Below are 23,493 nucleotides of genomic sequence, written 5' to 3'. Positions count from 1 at the left end.
AATCTTGAATTCTCAACGTAGGGGGAGGTCTTTTTAGCTATTGAAATTAAAGAAAAATCAGCGTATAATTAAGGACTTAAAGATTTCTCTTATTCTATATATATGTATAGTAATTTTATAAAAATCAAAGGAGCTAAAATCCATAATTTAAAAAATATTTCCGTTAATCTCCCAAAGAACAAACTGGTTGTTATTACCGGAATTTCCGGTTCCGGCAAGTCTTCTTTGGCTTTTGATACTTTGTATGCCGAAGGCCAGAGGCGATACGTGGAAAGCTTGTCTCCTTATGCCCGCCAATTTTTAGGCATTATGCAAAAGCCTGATGTTGATAAAATTGAGGGCATTTCTCCGGCAATTTCCATTGACCAAAGGAAGGCCGCCCATAACCCTCGTTCAACTGTCGGCACTATTACCGAAATTTATGATTATTTAAGGTTGTTATTCGCCAGGACAGGCCAGGCTCATTGTCCAAATTGCAAAAAAGCGATAACCCGTCAGACGGTCGCTCAAATTACCAACCAAATTTTTAAGTTACCGAAAGGTTCGGAAATTTTAGTTTTAGGACCCGTTATCCGAGGTCGGAAAGGAGAGCATAAAGGGGTTTTGGAAGAAATTCAAAAAGCCGGTTTCATCAGGGTAAGAGTTGAGGGTATCGTTCATTTGATTGAGGAGGCCCTGGCCATTGATTTGAACCCCAAAAAAAATCACAACATTGAGGTGGTGGTGGACAGATTAATTATTGAAAAATCAATTGACCGCACCAGATTGGTTGATTCCATAGAAACCGCCTTGAAGTTGGGCAAGGGCGTTTTAATGATAAATTTAAAAAATAAAGACATATTGTTTAGCGAGCATTTCGCCTGCGAGGAATGCGGGATAAGCTTGCCTCAAATAGAACCCAGATTGTTTTCTTTTAACTCTCCTTACGGCGCCTGTTCTTTTTGCCAGGGATTGGGCGAAAAATTAGAAGTGGACCCAAAGTTGGTTTTACCGAACAAAAGTTTAACCATTGCCGAAGGCGCTATTTTTCCTTGGTCCCGGGCTTCCCATAAAATCGGCAGGCAGGGATATTTTTTTTGGCAACTGTCTAAACTGGCCCAAAAACACGATTTTTCCCTTGACGCTCCGGTCAGTGATTTGCCAAAGAAAGTTATTGATTTAATTCTTCATGGAGACCAAAATTTTGAGGGAGTGGTTCGTAATTTGGAAAGAAGGTATCACGAGACTGATTCCGACTGGACTCGCCAAGAAATTGAACAATATATGATTATTAAAAAATGCCCTAAGTGCTTAGGAAAGAGGTTGAAGCCCGAGGTTTTGGCGGTTAAGGTCGCCCAAAAATCGATTGACCAGATAGTGGAAACAAACATCCAAGACCTGAAAGAGTTTTTTGGCGAAATGTTGGAGCAAAAATCATTTATTTTAAAACCAGAAGAAATAAAAATCGCCCACCCGATTTTTAAAGAAATTATCAATCGCCTTCAATTTTTGAGCGATGTCGGTTTAGATTATTTGACCCTGGACCGAAAAGCCGCCACGCTTTCAGAGGGAGAAGAGCAGAGAATAAGATTAGCCACCCAGTTGGGTTCAAAGTTGACCGGCGTTTTATACGTTTTAGACGAGCCTTCAATTGGTCTTCATTCCAGAGACCAGAGAAAATTGATTGCTACCTTGAAAAATTTAAGGGATTTGGGAAACACCGTTGTTGTCGTAGAGCACGACGCAGATACTATTTTAGAGGCCGACTGGGTTATCGATATCGGGCCAGGCGCGGGCAAGCACGGCGGAAACTTAACTTTTGAGGGGACCCCAAAGCAATTGTTAAGGTCAAGGAGCCTTACCGGCCAATATCTTTCAGGCAAAAAAAAGGTAGAGATAGAAGAAAAAGAAAAAATAGAACTGGAAAAGATTAAAAATCAAAACAACAAAACCCCTCAATTTTTAATAATAAAGGGAGCCAAAGAAAACAATCTTAAAAATATCACGGCCAAGATTCCCTTAAAAAAAATGGTTTGCATTGCCGGAGTGTCCGGTTCCGGGAAGAGCTCTTTAATCACCGACACGTTGGCCCGCGCTTTATTCAAGAAATTTTATAAATCAAAAGAAGAGCCGGGGAAATATGATGAAATTTTGGGCTTGGAGCATTTAGATAAAGTGGTTTTGGTTGACCAGTCGCCGATTGGCCGGACGCCAAGGTCAAATTCCGTAACTTATACCGGAGCTTTCTCTTACATTAGGTATATATTTTCCAAGGTTAAAGAGGCTAGAGTCAGGGGTTATAAATCCGGTAGGTTTTCTTTTAACGTTAAAGGGGGCCGTTGCGAGGCCTGTGAAGGCCAGGGAGTTAAAAAAATTGAAATGTATTTTTTACCCGATGTTTATGTGGAATGCCAGGAATGCAGGGGAGCCCGTTACAATAAAGAAACTTTAGAGATAGAATATAAAGGGAAAAATATCGCCCAGGTTTTGGCGCTGACCATTGAAGATGCTTTGGAGTTTTTTAAAAATATTCCTCCTTTGTTTCAAAAATTAAATACCTTAAAAGAAGTGGGATTGGGTTATATCGGTTTGGGTCAGCCGGCTCCTTCTTTGTCGGGCGGAGAGGCCCAGCGGATTAAGCTGGCTACCGAGCTTTCCAAAAAAGCCACCGGAAAAACTCTTTATATCTTAGACGAGCCGACCACTGGCCTTCATTTTGAAGATATTAAAAAACTTTTGCTGGTTTTAAAAAGATTAGTTGCAAAGGGAAATACTATTCTGACAATAGAGCATAATCTGGATGTTATTAAAAACGCTGACTGGATTTTGGACCTGGGGCCGGAAGGCGGCCAAAAGGGGGGATATATCGTGGCCCAGGGCTCTCCTCAAGAAATCGTCAAAAACAAGGAAAGTTATACCGGAAAATATTTAAAACCCCTTCTATAATTTCTCCGCGCCCTTAAAAACATTTTTTAGCAACAGGGCTTGACATTATTTTTTAAAAAATTAAAATAAAAAATTAGCAATCAAAGGTCGCAATTGCTAACAGGTAAAATCAATATCAATTAAAATTATATTAATAAAATTAAAAATATGAACATTAAACCTTTGGCCGATTACATATTAATTGAGCCAATTTCCCAGGAAGAGAAAACCAAATTCGGCATTATTCTTCCTTCTACCGTTGAAAAAGAAAAGCCGGAACAGGGAAAAGTTATTGCCGTGGGGTCCGGCAAGCGAACCAAAGACGGCAAAGTTATTCCGCCGGAAGTAAAACCCGGGGACATTGTTTTGTTTACCAAATACGGCCCCAATGAGGTAAAAATCGATGACAAAGAATATTTAATTGCTAAGCAGGAGGACATCTTGGCGATTTTAGAATAATTTAAAAAACTATGGCAAAACAAATATTATATTCGGAAGATGCTCGTAAAAAATTAAAAGAAGGCGTTGATAAATTGGCTAACGCCGTCAAAGTGACTTTGGGTCCCAAGGGTCGGAACGTTGTTATTGAAAGCGGGTTCGGGTCTCCGACTATTACCAATGACGGAGTTTCAATAGCCAAAGAAATAGAACTTGAGGATAAAGCTGAAAATATAGGAGCTGAAATAGTCAAAGAAGTCGCCCAAAAAACCAATGACGTAGCCGGAGACGGAACAACCACGGCAGTGCTTTTAGCTCAAGCTATAATTTCAGAAGGCTTGAAAAATGTGGCGGCTGGAGCAGACCCTTTGGCTATCAAGCGGGGCTTGACCAAAGGTACGGAGCAAGTGGTTGCCGAGTTAAAAAAAATGGCTCAGAAAATAACCACCAAAGAAGAAATGGCGCAGGTGGCGACAATTTCCGCCGAGAATCCGGAAGTGGGGAACTTGATTGCCCAAATGATGGAAGAGATCGGAAAAAACGGAGTCATTACCATTGAAGAGTCAAAAACTTTCGGCCTTCAAAAAGAAATCGTTAAAGGTCTTCAGTTTGACCGCGGCTATATTTCTCCTTATATGATAAGCGACCCCGAAAGAATGGAAGCGGTTTATGAGAACGCTCACATTTTGATTACCGATAAAAAAATTGCTTCTTTAAACGAAATTTTACCGGTTTTAGAAAGATTAGCTCAAATCGGGAAAAAAGAATTGGTAATTATTGCCGAAGAAATCGAAGGCGATGCCTTGGCTACACTTGTGGTTAATAAGCTTCGCGGAATTTTTAACACTTTAGCCATTAAAGCTCCGGGATTCGGAGATAGAAAAAAAGAAATGCTGGCTGATATCGCTACAGTTACCGGAGGCCAGGTAATTTCCGAAGAAACCGGTTTAAAATTGGAAAACGTTGAAGAAAAAATGTTGGGCATGGCTCGCCGGGTGATTTCCACCAAAGAACACACTACTATTATCGAAGGCAAAGGAGAAAAAAGCGAAATTGAAGCCAGAATTAACCAGATAAAAAAAGAAATAAAAGCTACGACTTCCGATTTTGACAAAGAAAAGCTTCAAGAAAGATTGGCCAAATTAAGCGGAGGCGTTGGAATTATAAAAGTGGGAGCCGCCACCGAAGTGGAGCAAAAAGCCCTTCAGCATAAAACCGAAGACGCTTTAAATGCTACCCGGGCTGCCGTTGAAGAAGGAATAGTTCCGGGCGGAGGAGTGGCTTTGTTAAGGGCGGTAAAAGCATTGGAAGACTCAAAGGCCCAAGGCGATGAACAGCTCGGGCTTAATATTTTAAAGAGAGCCCTGGAGGAGCCGATTCGTCAGATTGCCAAAAATGCCGGAGCCGAGGGTTCCGTGGTAGCTGAACAAGTTAAAAACAACAAGGGCGGGTTTGGGTATAATGCCGGAACCGGAGTTTTTGAAGATTTAATGCAAGCCGGCATAGTGGATCCCACCAAAGTAGTCAGGTCAGCGTTGGAAAACGCCACTTCGGCTGCTGCAATGTTACTGACCACTGAAGTTTTAATCGGAGAAAAACCTGAAAAAGAAAATCATAAACATTCAGCTTCTCCGATGATGCCTGAGTACTAAAAATTTATGGCAATTGTTCTTCCCAAACAGTTAGGCACTAAAGAAGGGGATTTGCTTTCCAAGAAATCAGAGTTGGTTTTAGATTTTAAAGAAGCGGACGAAATTGTAAAATCCCTCAAGGAAAGCTTGAATCATTACGGCGGGGTTGGAATTGCCGCTCCTCAAATTGGGATTTCGAAAAGAATCTTTATTGTGGATATAAAACCAACCGAAAGATATAAAGAAAGATATCCTGAGATGCAAGAAGTTGGCTTTGTTTCTTATATTAACCCTAAAATTTTAAAGTTTTCATTGGGAGCCAATAAAAATCCGGAAGGGTGTCTCAGTGTTTTTTACGGCGCTTTTTACGGAAAAGTGAAAAGAGCCAATAATCTAAAAATAGAATATTTTGATTTGGAAGGAAAAAAACACACTGAGCAGATAAAAGACTCTTTCCATGCCAGAGTCATCCAGCACGAATTTGACCATCTTGAAGGAAAGAATTTTTTATATCGCATGGAAGAGAAAGATTTTCTGTCCGTTGCTTTTGACGAGAAGCTGGATATCAGGAAAAAAGATTAAAAATAAAAAAACAAAACCGCCAAAAAATAGGCGATTTTTGTTTTTAGTGTTGATAAATTTTAAGATTTTGGTAAAATAAAAAAAGATAATAAAAAGGTCAAAAAATAATAATATTTATTTTAAATTATGATTTTATATTTTTTAGTCGGTATAATTTTAGTTATAGGTGTTTGGCTGGCCTATACCTTCAATGGTTTGGTTGTTTTAAGGACCAGATCTAAAGAGGCCTGGGCCGATATCGATGTCCAGTTAAAGAGGAGATACGATTTGATTCCCAATTTAGTGGAAACGGTCAAGGGTTACGCTACCCACGAGAGAGAAGTGTTTGAGAAAGTAACCGAAGCTCGAGCCAAAGCAATGGGAGCCGGAAGCATGCAAGAAAAAGCTCAAGCTGAAAACATGCTTTCTTCTACCTTAAAATCTCTTTTTGCCGTAGCGGAAAGTTATCCTGATTTGAAAGCTTCTCAAAACTTTTTGGAGCTTCAGAGGGAGTTAACCGATACAGAAGATAAAATTCAAGCTGCCAGAAGATTTTATAACGGCAACGTCAGGGACTTAAACATAAAGATTGAAATTTTTCCCAGCAACATGATTGCCGGCCCTTTTGGATTTAAAAAGATGGAGTTTTTTGAACTGGAAGAGGCAGCGGCGGCTAGGGAACCTGTCAAAGTAAACTTCTAAATAAAAATAAAATGGCAACTCTTTATACTCAAGCCGAGTCCAATACTCGCAAGACTTGGATATTGATGAGCTTCTTTTTTATTCTCATTATTGTTCTCGGTTATTTATTCAGTTATTATCTGGAAGCTCCTTTTATTTTGCCAATTGCGGTTGTTTTTAGCGTGTTTACCAGTTTTGGAAGTTATTGGTATTCGGATAAAATTGTAATTGCAATGACTAAAGCTCAGTTAATTACAAAAGAGCAAAACTCCGAACTTTATCGATTAGTAGAAAATTTATGTATTACTGCCGGTCTTCCCTTGCCAAAGATTTATATTTTAAATGAACTCCAGCCCAATGCTTTTGCTACCGGCCGGGACGCGGAACATGCTGTAATTGCGGTAACCAGGGGATTGCTGGAAAAATTGGAGAAAACGGAATTGGAGGGAGTGATTGCTCACGAACTTTCTCATATTGGAAACAAAGATATGCTTTTACAAACAGTTGTAGTGGTTTTAGCAGGAATGATAGCCTTGATGGCTCAATTATTTTTTAGGATGAGTCGTTTCGGCGGAGGAGGAGGCAGGCGGGGAAAAGGAAATGCAATTTTTTTAGCTATCTTGATAATTGCTGCAATTCTAGCGCCTTTAGCCGCAACCCTAATAAAACTGGCTATTTCCCGCAAAAGAGAATTTTTAGCCGATGCTTCCGGAGCGCTTTTAACCAGATACCCGGAAGGACTGGCCAGAGCATTAGAAAAAATTTCAGCCGATCCTAATCCCTTAAGAGTAGCCAACAGTTCCATAGCTCATCTTTTTATTTCAGCTCCTTTCAGGGCCGAAGAAAAGCAAAATTGGTTTGCTAATTTGTTGAGAACTCATCCTCTGACAATAGAGAGAGTTAAGGCGTTGAGAGATTTAAAATTGTAGATTGCAAATTACAAATTGCAAATTGCAAAATGGAGAGGTACCAAAGTGGTTTAATGGAACGGCTTGGAAAGCCGTGCCTCGAAAGGGGCCCGTGGGTTCGAACCCCACCCTCTCCGCCTTCGCCTCGCTGAAGCTCGGCTTCGGCGTGATAAAATCCGCCAAGCGAGCGAAAGTGGGATTCGCCTCGTTAGAGCTTAGGAGTGATAAGTTCATTATTAATGCGCCGGAATTTTTTTATGCATTATATCTACAGTTTAAAATGCAAAGACGGCTACTATATTGGATGTACAGATAACTTAAAAGATAGATTGGGAAGACATCAAAAGGGACAAATACCGGCAACGGCAAATCGTTTACCGGTAAAATTAGATTTTTATTTCGCGATAAATGATAAATACAAAGCTTTTGAATTTGAAAAATATTTAAAATTTGGATCGGGACGGGCCTTCATCAATAAACATTTTGTGCAATGGTAAAAACCGCCTATCGGGCGGTTTTTTTTGTACTGAATTTATCTAAATGTTTTAATGAACGTATGATTATTTTTTAAAAAGTATAAACAAATGTTATTTTTTATGATAAAATTAAAAAAGATTTTAAAAATATTTATTAATTTGATTAACACAAAAAAATGTCAAACAATTCAGAAAATAATAATGAAAAAAACAATAATCACGATAAAAATCATTTTTCGGCTAAAAAATTTTTATTTGTTTCTTGGGAAAGTTTAAGCGGGGACCTGGCTTTAAAAATAAAAAATGAAGGGCATGAAGTTAAGGCATATATTAAAGCAGAAAGCGACCAAGATGTTTACGATGGTTTTCTTGATAAAGTTGATGATTGGCAAAAATATAAAGACTGGGCAGATATCATTATTTTTGATGATGTTGGTTTTGGAAGTTTCGCTGACTCTTTGAGGACTGAAGGAAAATTAGTTATCGGTGGCAGTAAGTATACGGACAAATTGGAAGAAGACCGTGAATTCGGACAAAACGAAATGAAGCAAGCGGGACTGGCGGTGCTTCCCCATTGGGATTTTTCTGATTTTGATTCTGCTATTGAATTTATTAAATCAAATCCCACTCACTATGTTTTTAAACCTTCTGGCAATATTGCTTCCGATCAAAAAGGAATTTTATTTTTAGGACAAGAGGAGGACGGCAAAGATTTAATTGAAATATTGGAACAAAATAAAAAAACTTGGGCAAAAAAAATCAAAAAATTTCAGTTGCAAAAAATGGCAGTCGGGGTTGAAGTGGCGGTCGGAGCCTTTTTTAACGGCCAAGACTTTATCTTCCCGGTTAATATAAATTTTGAGCATAAAAAATTATTCCCCGGAGATATAGGTCCCTACACCGGCGAGATGGGAACTTTAATGTATTGGTCCCCTCAAAATGAAATTTTTAGAAATACTTTATTAAAAATAAAACCGAAACTAATAGAGTCCGGTTATGTTGGATATATTGATATTAACTGTATTGCTAATGCTAAAGGTATTTTCCCTCTTGAGTTCACCTGCAGATTCGGCTATCCGACAATTAGCGTTCAAATGGAAGGAGTAACCAATGACTGGGGAGAATTTTTTTATAAATTAACCAAAAAAGAGGCATTAGAATTAAAAAACAAGAAAGGTTTTCAGATCGGCGTTATAGTCGTTGTCCCTCCTTTTCCATACGAAGATAAGAATGAAACTTTTATCTATAAAGACCTTTCAATTCTTTTTAAAAAAAATGACCTTAATGGAGTTCACTTGGGCGACGTTAAGCTGTTAAATGGAGTTTGGAGTATTGCTGGAGAATCTGGCTATGTTTTAGTAATAACCGGTTCTGGTTTAACTGTCGACGATGCTCGGAAACAAGTCTACTCGAGATTAAAAAATATCATGTTGCAGAATATGTATTATCGGACAGATATCGGCCTTAAATGGTATCAGGATTCTGACCGGCTCCAAACCTGGGGATATTTGTATTGATATTGGATAAAAGTCAAAATAAATAAAATTTTTTATGCTACCAATCGCTCATCTGTCAGCCTCGCTTCTATCTTTGTCTGTTTACGATAAAATTAAAAAAGCTAAAAACGAGACAAGCTTTCCTTATTTTTGGTTTATTGTAATTGGTTTTGCCGGGATATTTCCGGATTTGTTAAAGCCCCATCTTTTTGTAGCGGACAGAATCAGTTTTTCTCATTCTTTATTTTTTCCAATTTTTTTTCTCGGGCTTTATTTAATATTTAAATCATTGAATATTAAATACCGTTCATTGGTTTTTTTATTTTTTGCGGGAGCAATGATTCATTTATGCTTAGATATGGTCACGGGCGTAGTTTTTATTTTTTATCCTTTAAGTGATTTCGCAATCAATAAAACCGTTTTATTTCCCGCCAATATAATAAGAGTTCAAGGAAGATGGTACGCTAACTTATCTCAGCATGCTATTTGGTATCTTTTCGACGCCTTTTTCTTCGGGCTTTATGTTTTTGTTGATAAAACAAATCTTTTAGAAAGAAACCTTAGAAAATTATTGAAGAAAAACAACGCCTAAAAGAAATTAGTTGATTTTTGAATTATAGAGACAAGAACTCCTTGATTTAATTTTTTATTGTGTTAACGTATGCGTGGCGGGAAGCAGGGTTTTGATTTTCGTCTCTCCTTAGAAAATCAATAAAAGATACCCTTTTCTGTTAAAATTAAAGGATGTGGAAAGAGAATGAGATGTATAGAAGAAGATTGTAATGGAATAGTCGATAAAGTTACTCCGAGGCAGCTTCAAATGGGATGTCCCTACGAAAACGTAGCTTTTGCCTGTGAAAAATGCGGAGCTTTATACTGGATAGATAATTCCCGGGTAATAGACAAGAAAAATAATATGGTTTTTTTTATGAAAGGAAAACTCTATTCCAAAAACAAAAAAGGCGAAACGAAATTAATTCAAATCGCCTAGAAAGCACCTTATGTATGGTATGGGTTTCTTAATAATTTAAGAGCCCTTTTTTATTTCTTTCTGTTGCTGTTTTTGGTAAGATTAAAAAAGACCGTTTGATATGAACAATACAACAAAATCAACAAAAGAAATCAAGAAAAAACTTTGGCACGAAATTGAATCGCTTTTGCACCCTCAACTGGGATTTATTATGGCCGGTTATCCAAGATTGCTGGGTCTTTTTGGCAGAGATTCTTTGATTACTTCCTGGCAACTACTTGAATTGAAACCTGAAATTGCCAGAAAAACTTTGGAAATACTGGCGCTTTATCAGGGAAAAAAAATAGATTATAAAACCGGAGAGGAGCCGGGTAAAATTATCCACGAGTATTATCCTAAAGAAACTTCAGACGTTTGGTGGAAAAAATACAAAGCTCATATCAAATGGTTGAAAAGGGGAGAGCCGGTTTATTTTAGCGTGGACAGTACGCCTCTTTTTTTAATTTTATTAAATAAATATTGGGAGCTTGGAAAAGACAAAGTTTTTTTAAAAAAAATATGGCCTAACGCCAAATCGGCAATTAACTGGATGATAAATTTTGGCGGATTGGATACGGGGTTTTTAAAACACGAGAAAAGAAATCCTGACGAGGGCTTGATGAGCCAGAGCTGGAAAGACGGTTGGGGAGGACCAATAGAAAAAATGGCGTCTCCAATTTCCGTGGTTGAGGTTCAGGGCTACGCTTATTTTGCTTTGTTGTCGGGAGTTAAAATGGCGAAAATTATGAAGGAACCATTTTTGGAAAAAGATCTTGAACAAAGAGCAAAAAGATTAAAAAAATCGTTTAACGAAAAATTTTGGTTTTCTTCGGAAAAATTTTTCTCTTTGGCCATTGACGGAAAAAACCAACAGCAAAAAATTATAACCTCAAATCCGGGCCAGCTTCTTTTTACCGGGATTTGCGAATCCGATAAAGCAAAGGCCGTTGTTAAACGAATTTTTAAAAAAGACCTTTGGACTTCTTTTGGCATAAGAAATCACTCCGCAAGGGAACCTGATTTTGACCCTTTTTGTTACCAGAGGGGAACAATTTGGCCTCACGACAATTGGATAATCGCCGAGGGCCTGAAAGAAATGGGTTTAAAAAAAGAATATCAGAAAATTAAAAAATCCCTTTTAAGGGTCCACAACGAATTAGGATTTTTACCGGAATTTTACAGCGCTGTAAACAATAAAATTATTTTAAAAAATGAGAAAAAACCTTGTTATCCTCAAGCTTGGGCTTCGGCTGCTTTGCTTAATTTTGTCGCTTAATTTTATCGAGAGGAGCGTTGATCTAGAATTTTAAGAAAAGTTTTTTCGTAGTTATCAATCATCATTTCCTCTGAAAAATTTTCTTTGACCAAATCTCTGCATTCTTTTCGGTCTATTTGGCCGATTTTTTTTATCGCTTGGATAAATCCTTTTAAATTAATTTTTCCATTTTTTTCCAAAGGAGAAACTATAAGTCCGGTTTTATTGTCTTTAATTACTTCCGGAACCGAGCCTCTTTTGAAGGCAATAACCGGAGTACCGCAAGCCATTGATTCGGTCATTGTGAGACCGAAGGGTTCTTCCCATTGTAAGGGATAAAGAAAGGCCTTTGCCTCTTTATAATATTTTCCGATTTTTTCCTGATTTAATTCTCCCAGATATTTAGCATTTCCTTTGTTCAGATTTTTTTTAATATATTGATTAAAAAAATCATAGTCAATTTTTTGGACCGGAGGCGGAATTCTTCCTATTATAATTAATTTTAATTTAGCTAATTTAGCGATTTCAATTACTTCCATTATTCCTTTTCTGGGAGAAAGCTCTCCTACCCAGATAAAATAATCTTTGGGTTTTGGATTGAAAGGGTAAAGAGATAAATCAATTCCATTATAAATATTGGCTACATAGTTTAAGTCAGGGGCTGGTTTTCTTTGGGCAAAAGAAATAGAAATTAATTTAGAATTTAATTTTCGGTAAGCCCAGATTCTGTCTTTTTTTCTAAAAGGGACGTGAAGAGTATGGACTATGGGAATTTTTGTTTGGCCGTAAAGTGCTAGGCTCCAAGGGCCCAAGTGGTCATGGATAATATCTAATTTTAATTTTTTTGCTTTTTGGGCGACTATTGCCATTTGATAAGCATAATAGGGAGCATATTCTTGGGGTTTTATTTTTAAAGTCCAGAGGCTCTTTTCAACAATAGGACAAAGATGAGCGCTGGTTTTTGAATCTTTGGCGGCAAAAAGAAAAACCTCGTGTCCTTTTTTTGTCAGACCCTCACAAAGAGAATAGATAATTTTTTCCGTTCCGCCGTATTTTTTAGGAGGAATTGGGAGATTAAGCGGTCCTATCTGTCCGATTCTCAATTTTTTCATTTGTTTTTATTAATTAATAACTCTTTTATTATTTTATAAGCTTCTATTTCTCCGGGAACGCAATATTTTTTTTGCACTTCTCTCATTTTTTTTATTGCCAAAGAATCATAAAGAAGTTTTATAATTTCTTTGGCTATTTTATCAATAGGAGTGGATTTGGAAAGTAAAGAACAAACCCCAGCTTTTTTAAAGGGTTCCACTTCCCAGAAATGAATTTTCGGTAAGCTTGCTTTTGGTTGTCTTGCAACATTAGCTATCACGGGAATTTGGGCTGAAATCGCTTGGGATAAGGTTGCCAATCCTTGGTGCTGAAATATTAAGTCGCAGGAAGCTAAAACGGAATAAAATTCATCGGAGGACAAGGAATTTTTTAAAATAATCCAGTCTTTTTTTAATTTTTCCGGATTTATATTATCCGTAGGTCCCAGATACAATAATTTAATTTTCAAACCCTTTTTAATAATTTTTTCCGTCGCTTTCAGCAGATTATCAAAGGCCCAAATTCTGTGTCCGGCGCCAAATCCGCTAAAATAGGAAAAAATAAATTTTTCATTTCCTTTAATTTTATATTTTTTCCTTATATTTAATCTTTCTTTAAAAGAAATTTTCCTGTAATAAGGGATAAGTCCTACTATTTTTATTTTATTTTTCGTTTGAGAAGAAATAACAAAATTTCCCCCGTTTTCTTTCAAACCGAAATTAAATATTTTTTCGGGGATATTAATTAAATAATTATCCGCCCATTTTATAAAATTAAAAAAAGGATATTTTTTATCGTTAAACAACCAATTGGAATCGACACAAAGCGTAAGTGGTTTTGGGGAAGGGGGTATTTGTTGAAATTCTTGGTGTCTTCCCCAAGTTTTTGAATTAAAAAACAAAAGAACATCCGGCCTTTTTGTTTTTATCAATAGGTTTAATTTAGATGGGCTTTCCGTTAAAAAAATTTCAAAATTATTTTTGTCTTTTTCAAGAAAATGAAAGTTTATTTTTTGATGAAGGGCAAAAATAATTTTGCCTCCTTTTTTAAAAATAAATTTAGCCAGAGCTCTTGCCTGGCTTGTTTCTCCGGGACCCATGCTTACAAATAAAAATTTTATTTTGCTAGAAACTTTTATTTTTTTATTTATTTTTTTCATTTTTTAAAATTGTATTGTAAAGAGCTTCGTATTTATTTACCATTTTTTCGAGAGAAAACTTGCGAGTCACATATCTTCGACAATCAAGGCGGTCAATTTGCTTTATTTTTTTAACGGCTTCAATCATTTCTTCCTGGTTGTTAAGCAAGAATCCCGTTTTTCCGTCTTTGATAATTTCGGGCATCGAACCTTCTTTGTAAGTAAGGACCGGCGTTCCGCAAGCCATTGATTCAATAACCACCAAACCGAAGGGCTCGGGCCTTCTTACCGGGAAAATAAAGGCCTTGGCGTTTTTAAAAAGTTCTATTTTTTTGTTAAAATCGGCCGCTCCCACGAACTGGATTTGTTTTCCATCGATTAAGGGGGCGATTCTGTAATCAAAGTAATCTTGATAATCCTTAGGTATAACTCCCGAGATTATTAATTTTTCTCCAGACTTAATGGCAATTTCAATTGCCCTTGCCAAGCCCTTTGTTGGAATAATTTTTGAAAGCCACAGTAAATAATCTTTGGGTTCGGGATTGAAAATATATTTTTCTATCGGCAGTCCGTGGTAAATAGTTTTGACGTTATTTATTCCCGGGCTGCTCTTTTTTTGGTTTTTAGAAACGGTAACGTAATTAATCTTGGAAAATCTTTTAAAAAGAACGGTCATTTCTTCATAAATCGGGTGGTGAAGCGTGCTGACGATGGGCGGTTTTAAAAAAGGGCTGAAGGGAGCTGTATAAAACTCGCAGTGGTCATGGATAATATCAAATTCATTTTGCATTTCAACCAGTTTTTGATAAAGTAAACCGAAAACAGCGTGGGGAGCGGATAGCCTTGCCCGCCATAAACTTCTTTGCCAAATTGGAACAAGGCGAGCCGAAGTTTTGGCGTCGCCCGTAGCAAAAAGCGTGACCTGATGGCCCCTTTTAACCAGTTCTTCCGTCAGCCAGGAGACTACCAGCTCCGTTCCTCCGTAAGTGTAAGGCGGAGTTGGAATCCAAAGGGGAGACACTTGAGCAATTCTCATAAATTAAGTATAATAAAAATACCTATTTTCAGTATAACATTAACTTTAAGATTTAAAAATGTTTGGCTCTCAAATTGATGATATTAAATCCCGCTTGGATATAGTCGAGGTTATCGGCGGTTATATTAAAGTTCAAAAATGCGGAGCAAATTACAGGGCTCGCTGTCCTTTTCATTCGGAAAAAAAGGCCTCTTTTTTTATTTCACCGGCCCGTCAGATTTGGCATTGTTTCGGTTGCGGCAAGGGCGGAGACATTTTCGGTTTTATTAAAGAAGTGGAAAGAATAGAATTCGGAGACGCCTTAAAAATTTTAGCCCAGAAAGCAGGAATTCAATTAAAGGAGATAAGGCCTGAGATGAGAACCGAGCGCCAAAATCTTTATGAAATTTCAGAGTTGGCTTGTAAATTTTTTGAGAAGCAATTAGAGGGAAACAACGCGGGACAATCGGCTAAAAAATATCTTTTAGGGCGGAATATAACCCAAGATTCAATAAATAAATGGAGAATCGGCTATGCCCCGGATAATTTCAGGGGATTAAGCGATTTTTTGATTTCCCAGGGATATAAAATAAAAGAAATCGTAAAATCGGGTTTAGCCATTGAAAACGACAGGGGAAACTATTACGACCGCTTTCAAAGCCGGATTATGTTTCCGGTTTTCGATATTAACTCCCAAGTGACAGGTTTTGGCGGCCGGATTTTCGGACCCAAAGAAAAAGACGAAATAGCCAAATACGTAAACACTCCCGCCACTCTTTTGTATGACAAGGGCCGAACCCTGTACGGATTGGACCAAGCGAAGGTGGAAATCAGAAGAAGGGACTCGGTTGTTTTAGTTGAAGGATATACCGATTGTATTTTATCTCACCAGGTTGGCCAGGAAAATGTGGTGGCTGCTTCCGGAACCGCTTTAACTCTTTTTCAATTAAAAATTTTAAAAAGATATTCGGAAAATTTGATTTTAGCCTTTGACATGGATTTGGCCGGCGATACGGCAACCAAAAGAGGGATAGACTTAGCCCAGAGTTTGGATTTTAATATCAAAATCCTTAATACGCCTCAAGATACCGACCCGGCTGATGTTATTTCCAAGGACCCAAAGGAATGGGAAAAATTAATCAGCCAGGCAAAATCAATTCTGGATTTTTATTTTGATACCACCCTTTCCCGGATTGATAAAACAACTCCCGAAGGTAAAAAAGAAATTTCAAAAATTCTGTTGCCCGTTATAAAAAGAATTCCCAATAAAATCGTCCAATCACACTGGATTCAAAAGTTATCCAAGAGCCTGGAAGTCAGAATGGAGGACGTTGAAGAGGAGCTTAAAAAAATTAAAGACCAAAATTACAATTTAATGGACGAAGAAGATAAGGTCGAAGTGGAAAGCGTTGCTAAATCAAGAAAAGAGAAAACAGAGGAAAGATTGCTTTCTCTTCTTTTAAGGAAACCCGAAAATCACAAGTTAATCTGTGATAACGATATTTGTTTGCTGGGCGGAAACGCCTCGGGCTTTGTTTCGAAATTTAAGAAATTTTTTCAGGAAGATAAAGATTTTTCCGATTTTAAAATCAGGTTCGCCGATTTTCAAAAAGATTTGCCGGAAGGGGAAATTGAATTTTTAAATCCTTTGCTTTTAAAAGCGGAGATTGACGAGGAATTTTGTGAAATGGACCCCTGCCAGGAAACAAAAGTTTGTCTGCGGGAAATCAGGGGTTTTGACATTAAAGAAAGATTGGAAAAAATTGCCAAAGAAATTAAAAAGTCCGAGAACGAAAAAGATTATAAAAAAATAGAGGAACTGGTGAGGCAATTTAATGATTTGTCAAAAGAGTTAATTAATAATAATTAAATTATGGCAAAGAAAAAAAATAAAAAGAAGAAAACAAAAAAGGCGAAAAAAACCGGAAAGAAAACCGCAAAAAAGAAAAAAATTAAAAAAACGAAAAAGAAAAAAGCAAAGAAAAAGAAAAAAACCAAGAAATCGCCCAAAGAAACCAGGGGGAGAAAAAAGAAAGTTTTTACTCCCGAAAAGATAGCGGAGCTGATTAAAAAAGGCAAGTCCAGAGGGTTTATCACTTTTTCCGAACTTTTGTATCATTTTCCGGATATGGAAAATGATATCTCCGGCCTGGAAGATTTGTATAAAGAATTGGAGAAGCAAGGTATTGAAGTCAAGCAATCAAGAGAATTTTTGGAAGTTAAAGGGGTCAAGGTAAAGCCGGCAAGAGGAGAAGGGGTTGATTTGGTGCAAATTTATTTAAAAGAAATCGGTAAAACTCCTTTTTTGAACGCGAAAGAGGAAAAAGAATTGGCAAAGCTTATTGAAAAAGGAGACGAAGAGGCTAAAAAAAGCTTGGCTAAGGCCAATCTAAGATTGGTGGTTTCTATTGCTAAAAAATATGTTGGCCGTTCTCCTAACCTAACTATGCTGGACTTGATTCAAGAGGGCAATTTGGGCTTATTCCGGGCAGTGGAAAAATTTGATTGGCGGAGAGGTTATAAATTTTCAACTTATGCAACTTGGTGGATAAGACAAGCTGTTACCCGGGCTTTGGCCGACCAGGCCAGAACCATCAGAATTCCGGTTCACATGGTGGAAACTATTTCCAAATACACAAAAGTCAGAAGACAGCTGTCTCAGAACCTGAGGCGGGAGCCTTTTCCTGAGGAAATTGCGGCTGAAATGGGCATTGAAGTAGAAAAGGTTCATCATGTAATGAAAATTTCCCAAAAAACCATTTCCTTGGAAACACCGGTGGGAGATGAAGACGGAGACAGTATTTTATTGGAGTTTGTTGAAGATGAAAAAACTCCGCCTCCCCAGACAAAAGCCGCCAGAGCTTTTTTGAGAAAACAACTGGAAGAGATTTTAGTTGATTTAACTCCCAGAGAGCATAAAATTCTTTCCATGAGATTTGGTTTGAAAGACGGAATAAATCACACTTTGGAAGAAGTGGGCAAGGTTTTTGGCGTAACTCGGGAAAGAATAAGACAAATTGAAGCCAAAGCCCTTGAAAAAATCCGACAACATCGCTCTTTGCAAAAACTAAAAGGCTACTAATTGATTTTTTTAGAAATTTCATTATAATAGAAATATTCCGCGGTGGCGCAATGGTAGCGCGGGTGCCTGTGACACAATTCTTCTTTTTTGGTAAAATTAATTAAATTTATGCCAGACAGAAGAAAATACGCCGATCGTGCAAAATATCTTATAAAAGCAGTAGCGAAAAGAAGAAGGAAAATTCGACAAATGTCGATAGAATATAAGGGTGGCAAATGTATTGTATGCGGTTATAATCAATGCATTCAAGCTTTAGAATTCCACCATCTTAATAATTCTGAAAAAGATTTTTCAATTTCTGATAAGGGATATACAAGATCGTGGGAGAAAGTAAAAAAAGAAATTGATAAATGTATTTTATTGTGCGCAAATTGTCATAGAGAATTGCACGTAGGCATTACGCAGCTTCCAAAAGAAATTTTGGAATGAAACATTCCGGGATAACGGTGAAGCCCTTAAGTAAGCTCAGGGTAATACCGTGGGAACCCCGCCTTGGCGGGGGCTCCGTAGAGACTAGATACCGGAACATCTAAATTTCGATGAAATCGGAACAAGATGAAGATATAGTCCACTCCTTATGGAAACATGAGGGCAAGGTGTAAGCACTAGGTTGTAGGTTCGAATCCTACCCGCGGAGCCCATTCGACTCGCTTCGTCTTGGTCTGAGCCAAGCCGAAGACTCGCTCAGGGCAAGCCACTAAAAACCACCTTTTTGTTGAGGCGGTTTTTTGGTTTGACAAATTAATTAATTAAATGTAGAATTTTGTCGGAGGTAAAAAATGAAAAATGAACATAGAGATATCTATGCAGAAAAAGCTTTAAAGCTTTTAAGAAAGAAAAGATCATTGATAAAAAAAATAATAAGAGGCTCGGAAGAATCTAATAAAAAAGTCAATGAAAAAACCGAATTGATTTTAAAAAATCTTAAAGGCAAAGAAATGCAAGGAAAACCTTTATCTCTTCTAGCCGGTTCTCTGTATATTGTGCTTATCTTAGAGGGTTGTCGTAGAACTCAGAGAGAGATATGTTCAGAATTTGAGATCAGTGAATTCACTCTACGTAAGGCTTACAGAGAAATAGCGAAGACAGTTGATGAACAACTAATTAGTGTAATTTTGTAGAAGCGTCTATTTTTGACGCTTTTTTTCATTCCGTTTTTTTAAAACAGGTTCTAACATCGCCTATCCAATAAAAAATCGCCATTAAGGCGCCTGCCTACCGGTAGGCAGGGTTTTTTGATAGAATAAAGAAGTAACTAACTAATTTAAATAACATGAACAAAAAAATAATAAAAATTTGGATAATTACTTCTTTGATTATTAGTTTAGTTGATTCTATTTTTCCTATTTTTCAAGATCTTAGTGAAGTAGAAAAAGCTCATAATCCTGTTAATTTTATAATAGTTCCAATTGTTGTTTTCGTTCCGATTTTTGTTTTTTTCTTAATTATTCTAGGAATACTCATATTTATAATAAATAAATTAATCTCGTGGGGATATTTTTACGATAGAATAAAGAATATGAATAGCAAAAAAGTAATAAAAATTTGGATAATTATTTCTTTCATCATTGGTTTAAGTAATTCTATTTTTCAATATTTCAGTCAATTAGAAAAAGGTTATGATCCTTTTGAATTTATGATACTTCCAATCGTTATTTTCGTTCCAACCTTCCTTTTTTTATTAGTTATTTTAGGAATACCCTTATTTATAATAAATAAATTAATTTCACGAGATAATAAATTAAATAATTTATGGAATAAAAAAGAGATAATTAAAATTATTTTAACCATTTTAGCAATTATATTTATTACTCCTTTACTTATCCCATATATTTTAGTGATTTTTTTTATGATTCTTGATTTTTTTCATATTCGGTTCTAACATCCCCCTTACGTCGAAACTTCGGACGGACAAAGTATAATTTAAAAATACAATGATAAGAAAGGAAATAATAAAAAAACATCTTCCGGGAGTTTCAGAGTTTATTATTTTAATCATAATCGGGCTAATATATTGGCCATTACTTGTTTATATAGTGCTAGCCAATGTTTTTAGTTATATAATCCTAAAGAATTATTATTTTAAGAAACAAAAATGGGACCTTAATGTTTGTTGCGGAAGCACAGACGGGGGAGGTGTTAACGCAGATATTGTTAAAAGAAATGTAACAAATTTTATTCTGATAAAAAATATCTATAAACTGCCGTTTAAAGACAAAGAGTTTAAAAATACAATATGTTCCCATGCGATGGAACACGTAGATGACCCGGATAAGTTTTATAAAGAGTTAAAGAGAATTTCTGAGAATGTTTTTTTGCTTGTGCCGCCAATCTGGGACCTCGCCAGCTTAGGGGCTTTTCGAGAGCATAAATGGCAATTTTTGACATTAAGAACGAAATATTTTAATAATCTTCCTTGTAGATTTAAATTGCCTTGGTGGTGGTATCAGAAAAAATTTGGGCAAACAATTAAAGGTTAATTTGTTTGACCACTACAAGTAGATTATTAAATTGCTCTACTTGTGTAAAACCTTACATTGTCGTTTTATCAAAGATGTAGTATAATATATAATGTAAACATTAAACTTTTATACTTTTTTCGTCAAATTTTGATATAATCAAAATAGTTATGGCAAAGGAGGATGCCATTCGAAAAAAAGCATTAAAAGAGAGAGTCAAGGGACTTTCAAAAATTTTTGAATTTAAGAAAATACCCTATTGTTTAAGGTCGGCAATAGGGATTTTTATTTTGTAATAAAAACTATTATTTTAATTATGAAAGATAAAAAATGTGCAAAAAAAGAAACTAAGCAATTGTTTAAGAAAGGGACGGTAAAGCGATTAGAGGAGACCGCTTGGGCTTTTGTCAAAACTATTGTGGATACGGCGCCGACCCCCTTTTTAATTCTTGACTCTGAATTGCGGGTAATCGCGGCAAATAAATTTTTCTACCGAGTATTCAAAGTTTCACGAAAAAATACGGAAAATAAGCTTATTTATAATTTAGGAAAGGGTCAATGGAATATCCCTAAATTAAGGAAGCTTTTAGAGAAAATTTTACCAAAGAAAACTTATTTCAGAAATTTTTATGTTGAACATAAATTTCCAAAAATTGGGAAAAAAATAATGTTGCTCAATGGCCGTCAAATTTATGAAAAAATGGGGATCTTTAAAAATATTATTAACCCAATGATTCTTCTTGTTATAGAAGACATTACTAGTCTGAGGAGGTCGCAAAAAAAAGCAACTCTTGCAAAAAAACAATGAGGCAATACAAAGTAGAAATAGAAAAAGAAAAGAAGATTAGTGAAATGAAGAGCGAACTTGTTTCTTTGGCTTCTCATCAGCTGCGTACTCCTCTTACTTCTATAAAATGGTATTCAGAGATGCTTTTAGGGGAGGGTGCCGAGGAGTTAACCCAAAAACAAAAAAAATATGTCGAAGAAGTTTATCGCGGGAACGAAAGAATGATTGGCCTGGTGAGTAATTTATTAAACGTTTCCCGAATTGAAATGGGCATTTTGACCGTTAACTCCAAACCGACTGATATTGGAGAAATACTTCGAGAGGTTGTTAAAGAGCAAGCGCCTTTTATTCAAAGAAAAAAGCATGAGGTTGTTGTTGAAATACCGAAGGGGTTGTTAAAAATTTTTACTGACCCTGAATCAGTTCGGATGATTTTTCAAAATATTTTTGGCAATGCCGTTGAGTACACGCACCCTGGAGGCAATATTACTTGTACTGTGGAGAAAAAAGATAAAGAGATTATTACCGCAATTAAAGATACAGGGATCGGAATTCCCGAAAAACAACAAAATAAGATTTTCCAAAAATTATTCAGAGGGGATAATGCAGTTAGGGGACATCCAGGGGGAACCGGCTTGGAACTTTATATTACTAAGGCAATGGTCGATGCCTTATCTGGTAAAATTTGGTTTAAAAGCAAAGAGGGCGAGGGAACAACTTTTTGGATTGCCTTGCCCATTAAGTAGTTAAAAAATTATTAATAATTTATTATGGCCAAAATAAATAAAAAAATTTTAATTGTCGAAGACGAAGAAGCCCTTCTTTCAGCCCTTCGAGAAAAATTTACGAGCGAGGGATTTTCAGTGGTTACCGCCTTAGACGGTGAAGACGGCTTAACCGCAGCAGAAAAAGAAAAACCCGACCTGATTCTTTTAGACATTGTAATGCCTAAAGTTGACGGCATTGCTATGGCCCAAAAACTGAAAGAAGCCGGAAGTAATGTGCCGATTATATTCTTAACTAATTTAGACGACATCAAGCACATCAGTGACGCATTAGAGATAAGCAAATCTGACTATTTGGTTAAGTCCAACTGGAACTTAAACGACATAGTGGAAAAAGTTAAAAAAAGGTTGGGGGCAGCGGAGTGATATTCTGGTTTCGCTTTAATAGATTAGCGGGGTAGAGTAAAATATCAAATCTTAATTTCCACAGATTGACATCCCCTTAGAGATTACAGGGTATAAAAAATTAAAGATACTTCCCAAATTAAAAGTTAATTGAAAATAAATAAAAAAATAATCTCTAACGGGGTTGATTAGTTGATTTTTAGATGTTAATATTATTCACATAAGATAGTTGCCTAACGAAAATTTGGTCGAGTTTTTTCGGGGAACTAAACTTTAGGATTCACCCTGTTAAATTTAATTTACAGCTATTTAACGGGGTAAACCTTAAAACATTAATTAAATTAATTTATATTACCATAATTATGGAAGGAACAATTAAAAATCTTACAGATAAGGGATTTGGATTCATTACCGTTGAAGGCGAAGAAAAAGATTTGTTTTTTCACAAGAATGAACTAAAAGACGTGAGTTACGAAGAATTAAAAGTGGGAGACAAAGTGTCTTTTGAAAAAGCTGATTCTCCAAAAGGACCCAACGCAACAAACGTCACCCGTATTTAATAATTGGTTTGGCGAGGTTAACATTGCGTAATCAAAAAAATCGCTTTTTCAAGAGGCGGTTTTTTGCTTGCGCTGAATTTATCGAAGCGTTTACACTGAGCTCTTCGACAGGCTCAGGACTTAAGTTTAGCTCATCGAAGTGGTAGAATAATATAAAAGTCATAAGAATAATTAAATTAATTTTTAAAAAATGAAAAACAAAATTTTAACAGCAAGCGTCTTTGCGTTCACTTTTGTTTTTACGGTTAATGCATACTCAGTAAGTCAAATTAACAACACTGGAACTGGCAATCAAGTTCAGCAACAGACGCAAACATCTGATCATGGCGAAGACGGTCAAATCCAAGTGCAAAACAACGAACAGGTTCAAAATCAGAACCAAGAACAAAATCAAGTACAAGTTCAGCAGCAACAGCAACAAGGACAAGGACAAATTAATGCCGAGCAACATCGTAGCGCAGTAGCAAATTTTGTCCAGAATCTTTTACAAGTTGCCAATAGAGAAGAAGGAATAGGACAGGAGGTAAGAGTTATTGCCCAACAGCAGAACCAATCTGCGAGCACAACAATTCAAGCGATGGAAAAAGTTCAGGCGAGGAGCAAGGTAAAAACATTTTTCTTTGGTTCGGATTACAAAAACCTCGGTGCGTTAAGAAGCGAAACGGTTCAAACTAAAAATAGATTAGAACAGTTAAATAGATTAATGGTAAATGTTCAGAATGAAGGAGATAAAACAGAGTTTCAGAATCAAATCCAAGTATTAGAGCAGGAACAAACAAGAATCGAAAGTTTTATAAAAGCCCAGGAAGGCAAATTCAGCTTATTCGGTTGGTTGGTAAAATTGTTTAATTAATAATTTGATTATTTTTTT

The 23,493-nt window shown here is 36.4% G+C and carries 25 protein-coding genes and 1 tRNA gene; 23 read left to right on the top strand and 3 right to left on the bottom strand.

Annotated features, from left to right (window positions below; all coding sequences use genetic code 11):
• The first annotated feature begins 102 nt into the window (after window positions 1–102).
• The 12 genes from uvrA to NTU58_02210 all read left to right on the top strand — a co-directional run bounded on the left by uvrA (window position 103) and on the right by NTU58_02210 (window position 11,380).
• A complete protein-coding gene (gene uvrA / locus NTU58_02265) occupies window positions 103–2,925 on the top strand; it encodes an excinuclease ABC subunit UvrA (protein ID MCX6764510.1) in 2,823 nt (940 codons plus the stop codon).
• Window positions 2,926–3,072: 147 nt separating this feature from the next.
• Window positions 3,073–3,363 carry a co-chaperone GroES gene (locus tag NTU58_02260; protein MCX6764509.1) on the top strand — a complete coding sequence of 97 codons (291 nt, stop codon included), beginning with the start codon at window positions 3,073–3,075 and terminating at the stop codon, window positions 3,361–3,363.
• An 11-nt stretch (window positions 3,364–3,374) separates the two neighbouring features.
• Window positions 3,375–4,994, top strand: a complete 1,620-nt coding sequence (groL, locus tag NTU58_02255) for a chaperonin GroEL (protein ID MCX6764508.1) — start codon at window positions 3,375–3,377, stop codon at window positions 4,992–4,994.
• A 6-nt stretch (window positions 4,995–5,000) separates the two neighbouring features.
• Entirely contained in the window at window positions 5,001–5,555 is a 555-nt protein-coding gene (locus tag NTU58_02250; protein ID MCX6764507.1) for a peptide deformylase, read from the top strand.
• Window positions 5,556–5,681: 126 nt separating this feature from the next.
• Entirely contained in the window at window positions 5,682–6,236 is a 555-nt protein-coding gene (locus tag NTU58_02245) for a LemA family protein (GenBank protein ID MCX6764506.1), read from the top strand.
• Between the two features lie 11 nt (window positions 6,237–6,247).
• Entirely contained in the window at window positions 6,248–7,144 is an 897-nt protein-coding gene (locus tag NTU58_02240; GenBank protein ID MCX6764505.1) for a M48 family metallopeptidase, read from the top strand.
• A 31-nt stretch (window positions 7,145–7,175) separates the two neighbouring features.
• Window positions 7,176–7,260: transfer RNA gene (locus NTU58_02235), tRNA-Ser, on the top strand.
• 120 nt (window positions 7,261–7,380) lie between these two features.
• Window positions 7,381–7,620, top strand: a complete 240-nt coding sequence (locus NTU58_02230) for a GIY-YIG nuclease family protein (GenBank protein ID MCX6764504.1) — start codon at window positions 7,381–7,383, stop codon at window positions 7,618–7,620.
• A gap of 155 nt (window positions 7,621–7,775) precedes the next feature.
• Window positions 7,776–9,116, top strand: coding sequence for a phosphoribosylamine--glycine ligase (locus NTU58_02225; protein ID MCX6764503.1), 1,341 nt, complete (start codon window positions 7,776–7,778; stop codon window positions 9,114–9,116).
• Between the two features lie 34 nt (window positions 9,117–9,150).
• On the top strand, window positions 9,151–9,687 hold the full coding sequence (locus NTU58_02220) for a metal-dependent hydrolase (protein ID MCX6764502.1): 537 nt from the start codon (window positions 9,151–9,153) through the stop codon (window positions 9,685–9,687).
• 165 nt (window positions 9,688–9,852) lie between these two features.
• Window positions 9,853–10,086 carry a hypothetical protein gene (locus NTU58_02215; GenBank protein MCX6764501.1) on the top strand — a complete coding sequence of 78 codons (234 nt, stop codon included), beginning with the start codon at window positions 9,853–9,855 and terminating at the stop codon, window positions 10,084–10,086.
• Between the two features lie 100 nt (window positions 10,087–10,186).
• Window positions 10,187–11,380: a hypothetical protein gene (locus NTU58_02210; protein MCX6764500.1), complete on the top strand. Its 1,194-nt coding sequence runs from the start codon at window positions 10,187–10,189 to the stop codon at window positions 11,378–11,380.
• 2 nt (window positions 11,381–11,382) lie between these two features.
• Here the strand turns inward: NTU58_02210 and NTU58_02205 are convergent, their stop codons facing one another.
• From NTU58_02205 to NTU58_02195, 3 genes are read right to left on the bottom strand one after another with little or no spacing between them, the layout of a single operon-like run.
• Window positions 11,383–12,471 carry a glycosyltransferase family 4 protein gene (locus tag NTU58_02205; GenBank protein ID MCX6764499.1) on the bottom strand — a complete coding sequence of 363 codons (1,089 nt, stop codon included), beginning with the start codon at window positions 12,469–12,471 and terminating at the stop codon, window positions 11,383–11,385.
• Window positions 12,468–13,610 (bottom strand): hypothetical protein, encoded by a 1,143-nt coding sequence (locus tag NTU58_02200; protein ID MCX6764498.1) that lies wholly within the window; start codon window positions 13,608–13,610, stop codon window positions 12,468–12,470. Before NTU58_02200 ends, NTU58_02205 begins: the two co-directional genes overlap by 4 nt.
• Window positions 13,594–14,625: a glycosyltransferase family 4 protein gene (locus tag NTU58_02195; protein ID MCX6764497.1), complete on the bottom strand. Its 1,032-nt coding sequence runs from the start codon at window positions 14,623–14,625 to the stop codon at window positions 13,594–13,596. The genes NTU58_02200 and NTU58_02195 overlap by 17 nt, the downstream gene beginning before the upstream one ends.
• 58 nt (window positions 14,626–14,683) lie before the next feature.
• Here NTU58_02195 and dnaG point away from each other — a divergent pair, with 58 nt between their 5' ends.
• The 11 genes from dnaG to NTU58_02140 all read left to right on the top strand — a co-directional run bounded on the left by dnaG (window position 14,684) and on the right by NTU58_02140 (window position 23,475).
• A complete protein-coding gene (gene dnaG, locus NTU58_02190) occupies window positions 14,684–16,474 on the top strand; it encodes a DNA primase (protein ID MCX6764496.1) in 1,791 nt (596 codons plus the stop codon).
• A 3-nt stretch (window positions 16,475–16,477) separates the two neighbouring features.
• The gene (locus tag NTU58_02185; GenBank protein ID MCX6764495.1) at window positions 16,478–17,686 is read left to right on the top strand and encodes a sigma-70 family RNA polymerase sigma factor; all 1,209 of its coding nucleotides are present in this window, start codon (window positions 16,478–16,480) and stop codon (window positions 17,684–17,686) included.
• A 108-nt stretch (window positions 17,687–17,794) separates the two neighbouring features.
• Window positions 17,795–18,115 (top strand): hypothetical protein, encoded by a 321-nt coding sequence (locus tag NTU58_02180; protein MCX6764494.1) that lies wholly within the window; start codon window positions 17,795–17,797, stop codon window positions 18,113–18,115.
• 350 nt (window positions 18,116–18,465) lie between these two features.
• Entirely contained in the window at window positions 18,466–18,807 is a 342-nt protein-coding gene (locus NTU58_02175; GenBank protein MCX6764493.1) for a hypothetical protein, read from the top strand.
• A 152-nt stretch (window positions 18,808–18,959) separates the two neighbouring features.
• Window positions 18,960–19,568 (top strand): hypothetical protein, encoded by a 609-nt coding sequence (locus NTU58_02170; GenBank protein ID MCX6764492.1) that lies wholly within the window; start codon window positions 18,960–18,962, stop codon window positions 19,566–19,568.
• Window positions 19,569–19,620: 52 nt separating this feature from the next.
• Window positions 19,621–20,166 carry a methyltransferase domain-containing protein gene (locus tag NTU58_02165; protein ID MCX6764491.1) on the top strand — a complete coding sequence of 182 codons (546 nt, stop codon included), beginning with the start codon at window positions 19,621–19,623 and terminating at the stop codon, window positions 20,164–20,166.
• Between the two features lie 295 nt (window positions 20,167–20,461).
• The gene (locus NTU58_02160) at window positions 20,462–20,953 is read left to right on the top strand and encodes a hypothetical protein (protein ID MCX6764490.1); all 492 of its coding nucleotides are present in this window, start codon (window positions 20,462–20,464) and stop codon (window positions 20,951–20,953) included.
• Window positions 20,950–21,678 carry a HAMP domain-containing sensor histidine kinase gene (locus NTU58_02155; GenBank protein MCX6764489.1) on the top strand — a complete coding sequence of 243 codons (729 nt, stop codon included), beginning with the start codon at window positions 20,950–20,952 and terminating at the stop codon, window positions 21,676–21,678. Before NTU58_02160 ends, NTU58_02155 begins: the two co-directional genes overlap by 4 nt.
• 24 nt (window positions 21,679–21,702) lie before the next feature.
• Entirely contained in the window at window positions 21,703–22,083 is a 381-nt protein-coding gene (locus tag NTU58_02150) for a response regulator (protein ID MCX6764488.1), read from the top strand.
• Window positions 22,084–22,421: 338 nt separating this feature from the next.
• Window positions 22,422–22,622, top strand: a complete 201-nt coding sequence (locus NTU58_02145) for a cold shock domain-containing protein (GenBank protein MCX6764487.1) — start codon at window positions 22,422–22,424, stop codon at window positions 22,620–22,622.
• A 190-nt stretch (window positions 22,623–22,812) separates the two neighbouring features.
• Complete coding sequence (locus tag NTU58_02140) at window positions 22,813–23,475, top strand: hypothetical protein (protein ID MCX6764486.1); 663 nt, start codon at window positions 22,813–22,815, stop codon at window positions 23,473–23,475.
• Window positions 23,476–23,493: the final 18 nt, after the last annotated feature.

The sequence above is a fragment of the Candidatus Nealsonbacteria bacterium genome (assembly GCA_026396195.1).
Lineage (GTDB): Bacteria > Patescibacteriota > Minisyncoccia > Minisyncoccales > JAGGXC01 > JAPLXH01.
The sequence above is the reverse complement of the archived record's forward strand: the minus strand, read 5'-3'. Positions and strand labels throughout refer to the sequence as shown.

What these genes read in the sequence shown, in the direction of transcription:
- uvrA (MCX6764510.1), top strand. Translation starts at nt 103, where the DNA reads ATGTATAGTAATTTTATAAAAATCAAAGGAGCTAAAATCCATAATTTA.
- NTU58_02260 (MCX6764509.1), top strand. Translation starts at nt 3,073, where the DNA reads ATGAACATTAAACCTTTGGCCGATTACATATTAATTGAGCCAATTTCC.
- groL (MCX6764508.1), top strand. Translation starts at nt 3,375, where the DNA reads ATGGCAAAACAAATATTATATTCGGAAGATGCTCGTAAAAAATTAAAA.
- NTU58_02250 (MCX6764507.1), top strand. Translation starts at nt 5,001, where the DNA reads ATGGCAATTGTTCTTCCCAAACAGTTAGGCACTAAAGAAGGGGATTTG.
- NTU58_02245 (MCX6764506.1), top strand. Translation starts at nt 5,682, where the DNA reads ATGATTTTATATTTTTTAGTCGGTATAATTTTAGTTATAGGTGTTTGG.
- NTU58_02240 (MCX6764505.1), top strand. Translation starts at nt 6,248, where the DNA reads ATGGCAACTCTTTATACTCAAGCCGAGTCCAATACTCGCAAGACTTGG.
- NTU58_02230 (MCX6764504.1), top strand. Translation starts at nt 7,381, where the DNA reads ATGCATTATATCTACAGTTTAAAATGCAAAGACGGCTACTATATTGGA.
- NTU58_02225 (MCX6764503.1), top strand. Translation starts at nt 7,776, where the DNA reads ATGTCAAACAATTCAGAAAATAATAATGAAAAAAACAATAATCACGAT.
- NTU58_02220 (MCX6764502.1), top strand. Translation starts at nt 9,151, where the DNA reads ATGCTACCAATCGCTCATCTGTCAGCCTCGCTTCTATCTTTGTCTGTT.
- NTU58_02215 (MCX6764501.1), top strand. Translation starts at nt 9,853, where the DNA reads ATGAGATGTATAGAAGAAGATTGTAATGGAATAGTCGATAAAGTTACT.
- NTU58_02210 (MCX6764500.1), top strand. Translation starts at nt 10,187, where the DNA reads ATGAACAATACAACAAAATCAACAAAAGAAATCAAGAAAAAACTTTGG.
- NTU58_02205 (MCX6764499.1), bottom strand. Translation starts at nt 12,471, where the DNA reads ATGAAAAAATTGAGAATCGGACAGATAGGACCGCTTAATCTCCCAATT.
- NTU58_02200 (MCX6764498.1), bottom strand. Translation starts at nt 13,610, where the DNA reads ATGAAAAAAATAAATAAAAAAATAAAAGTTTCTAGCAAAATAAAATTT.
- NTU58_02195 (MCX6764497.1), bottom strand. Translation starts at nt 14,625, where the DNA reads ATGAGAATTGCTCAAGTGTCTCCCCTTTGGATTCCAACTCCGCCTTAC.
- dnaG (MCX6764496.1), top strand. Translation starts at nt 14,684, where the DNA reads ATGTTTGGCTCTCAAATTGATGATATTAAATCCCGCTTGGATATAGTC.
- NTU58_02185 (MCX6764495.1), top strand. Translation starts at nt 16,478, where the DNA reads ATGGCAAAGAAAAAAAATAAAAAGAAGAAAACAAAAAAGGCGAAAAAA.
- NTU58_02180 (MCX6764494.1), top strand. Translation starts at nt 17,795, where the DNA reads ATGCCAGACAGAAGAAAATACGCCGATCGTGCAAAATATCTTATAAAA.
- NTU58_02175 (MCX6764493.1), top strand. Translation starts at nt 18,466, where the DNA reads ATGAAAAATGAACATAGAGATATCTATGCAGAAAAAGCTTTAAAGCTT.
- NTU58_02170 (MCX6764492.1), top strand. Translation starts at nt 18,960, where the DNA reads ATGAACAAAAAAATAATAAAAATTTGGATAATTACTTCTTTGATTATT.
- NTU58_02165 (MCX6764491.1), top strand. Translation starts at nt 19,621, where the DNA reads ATGATAAGAAAGGAAATAATAAAAAAACATCTTCCGGGAGTTTCAGAG.
- NTU58_02160 (MCX6764490.1), top strand. Translation starts at nt 20,462, where the DNA reads ATGAAAGATAAAAAATGTGCAAAAAAAGAAACTAAGCAATTGTTTAAG.
- NTU58_02155 (MCX6764489.1), top strand. Translation starts at nt 20,950, where the DNA reads ATGAGGCAATACAAAGTAGAAATAGAAAAAGAAAAGAAGATTAGTGAA.
- NTU58_02150 (MCX6764488.1), top strand. Translation starts at nt 21,703, where the DNA reads ATGGCCAAAATAAATAAAAAAATTTTAATTGTCGAAGACGAAGAAGCC.
- NTU58_02140 (MCX6764486.1), top strand. Translation starts at nt 22,813, where the DNA reads ATGAAAAACAAAATTTTAACAGCAAGCGTCTTTGCGTTCACTTTTGTT.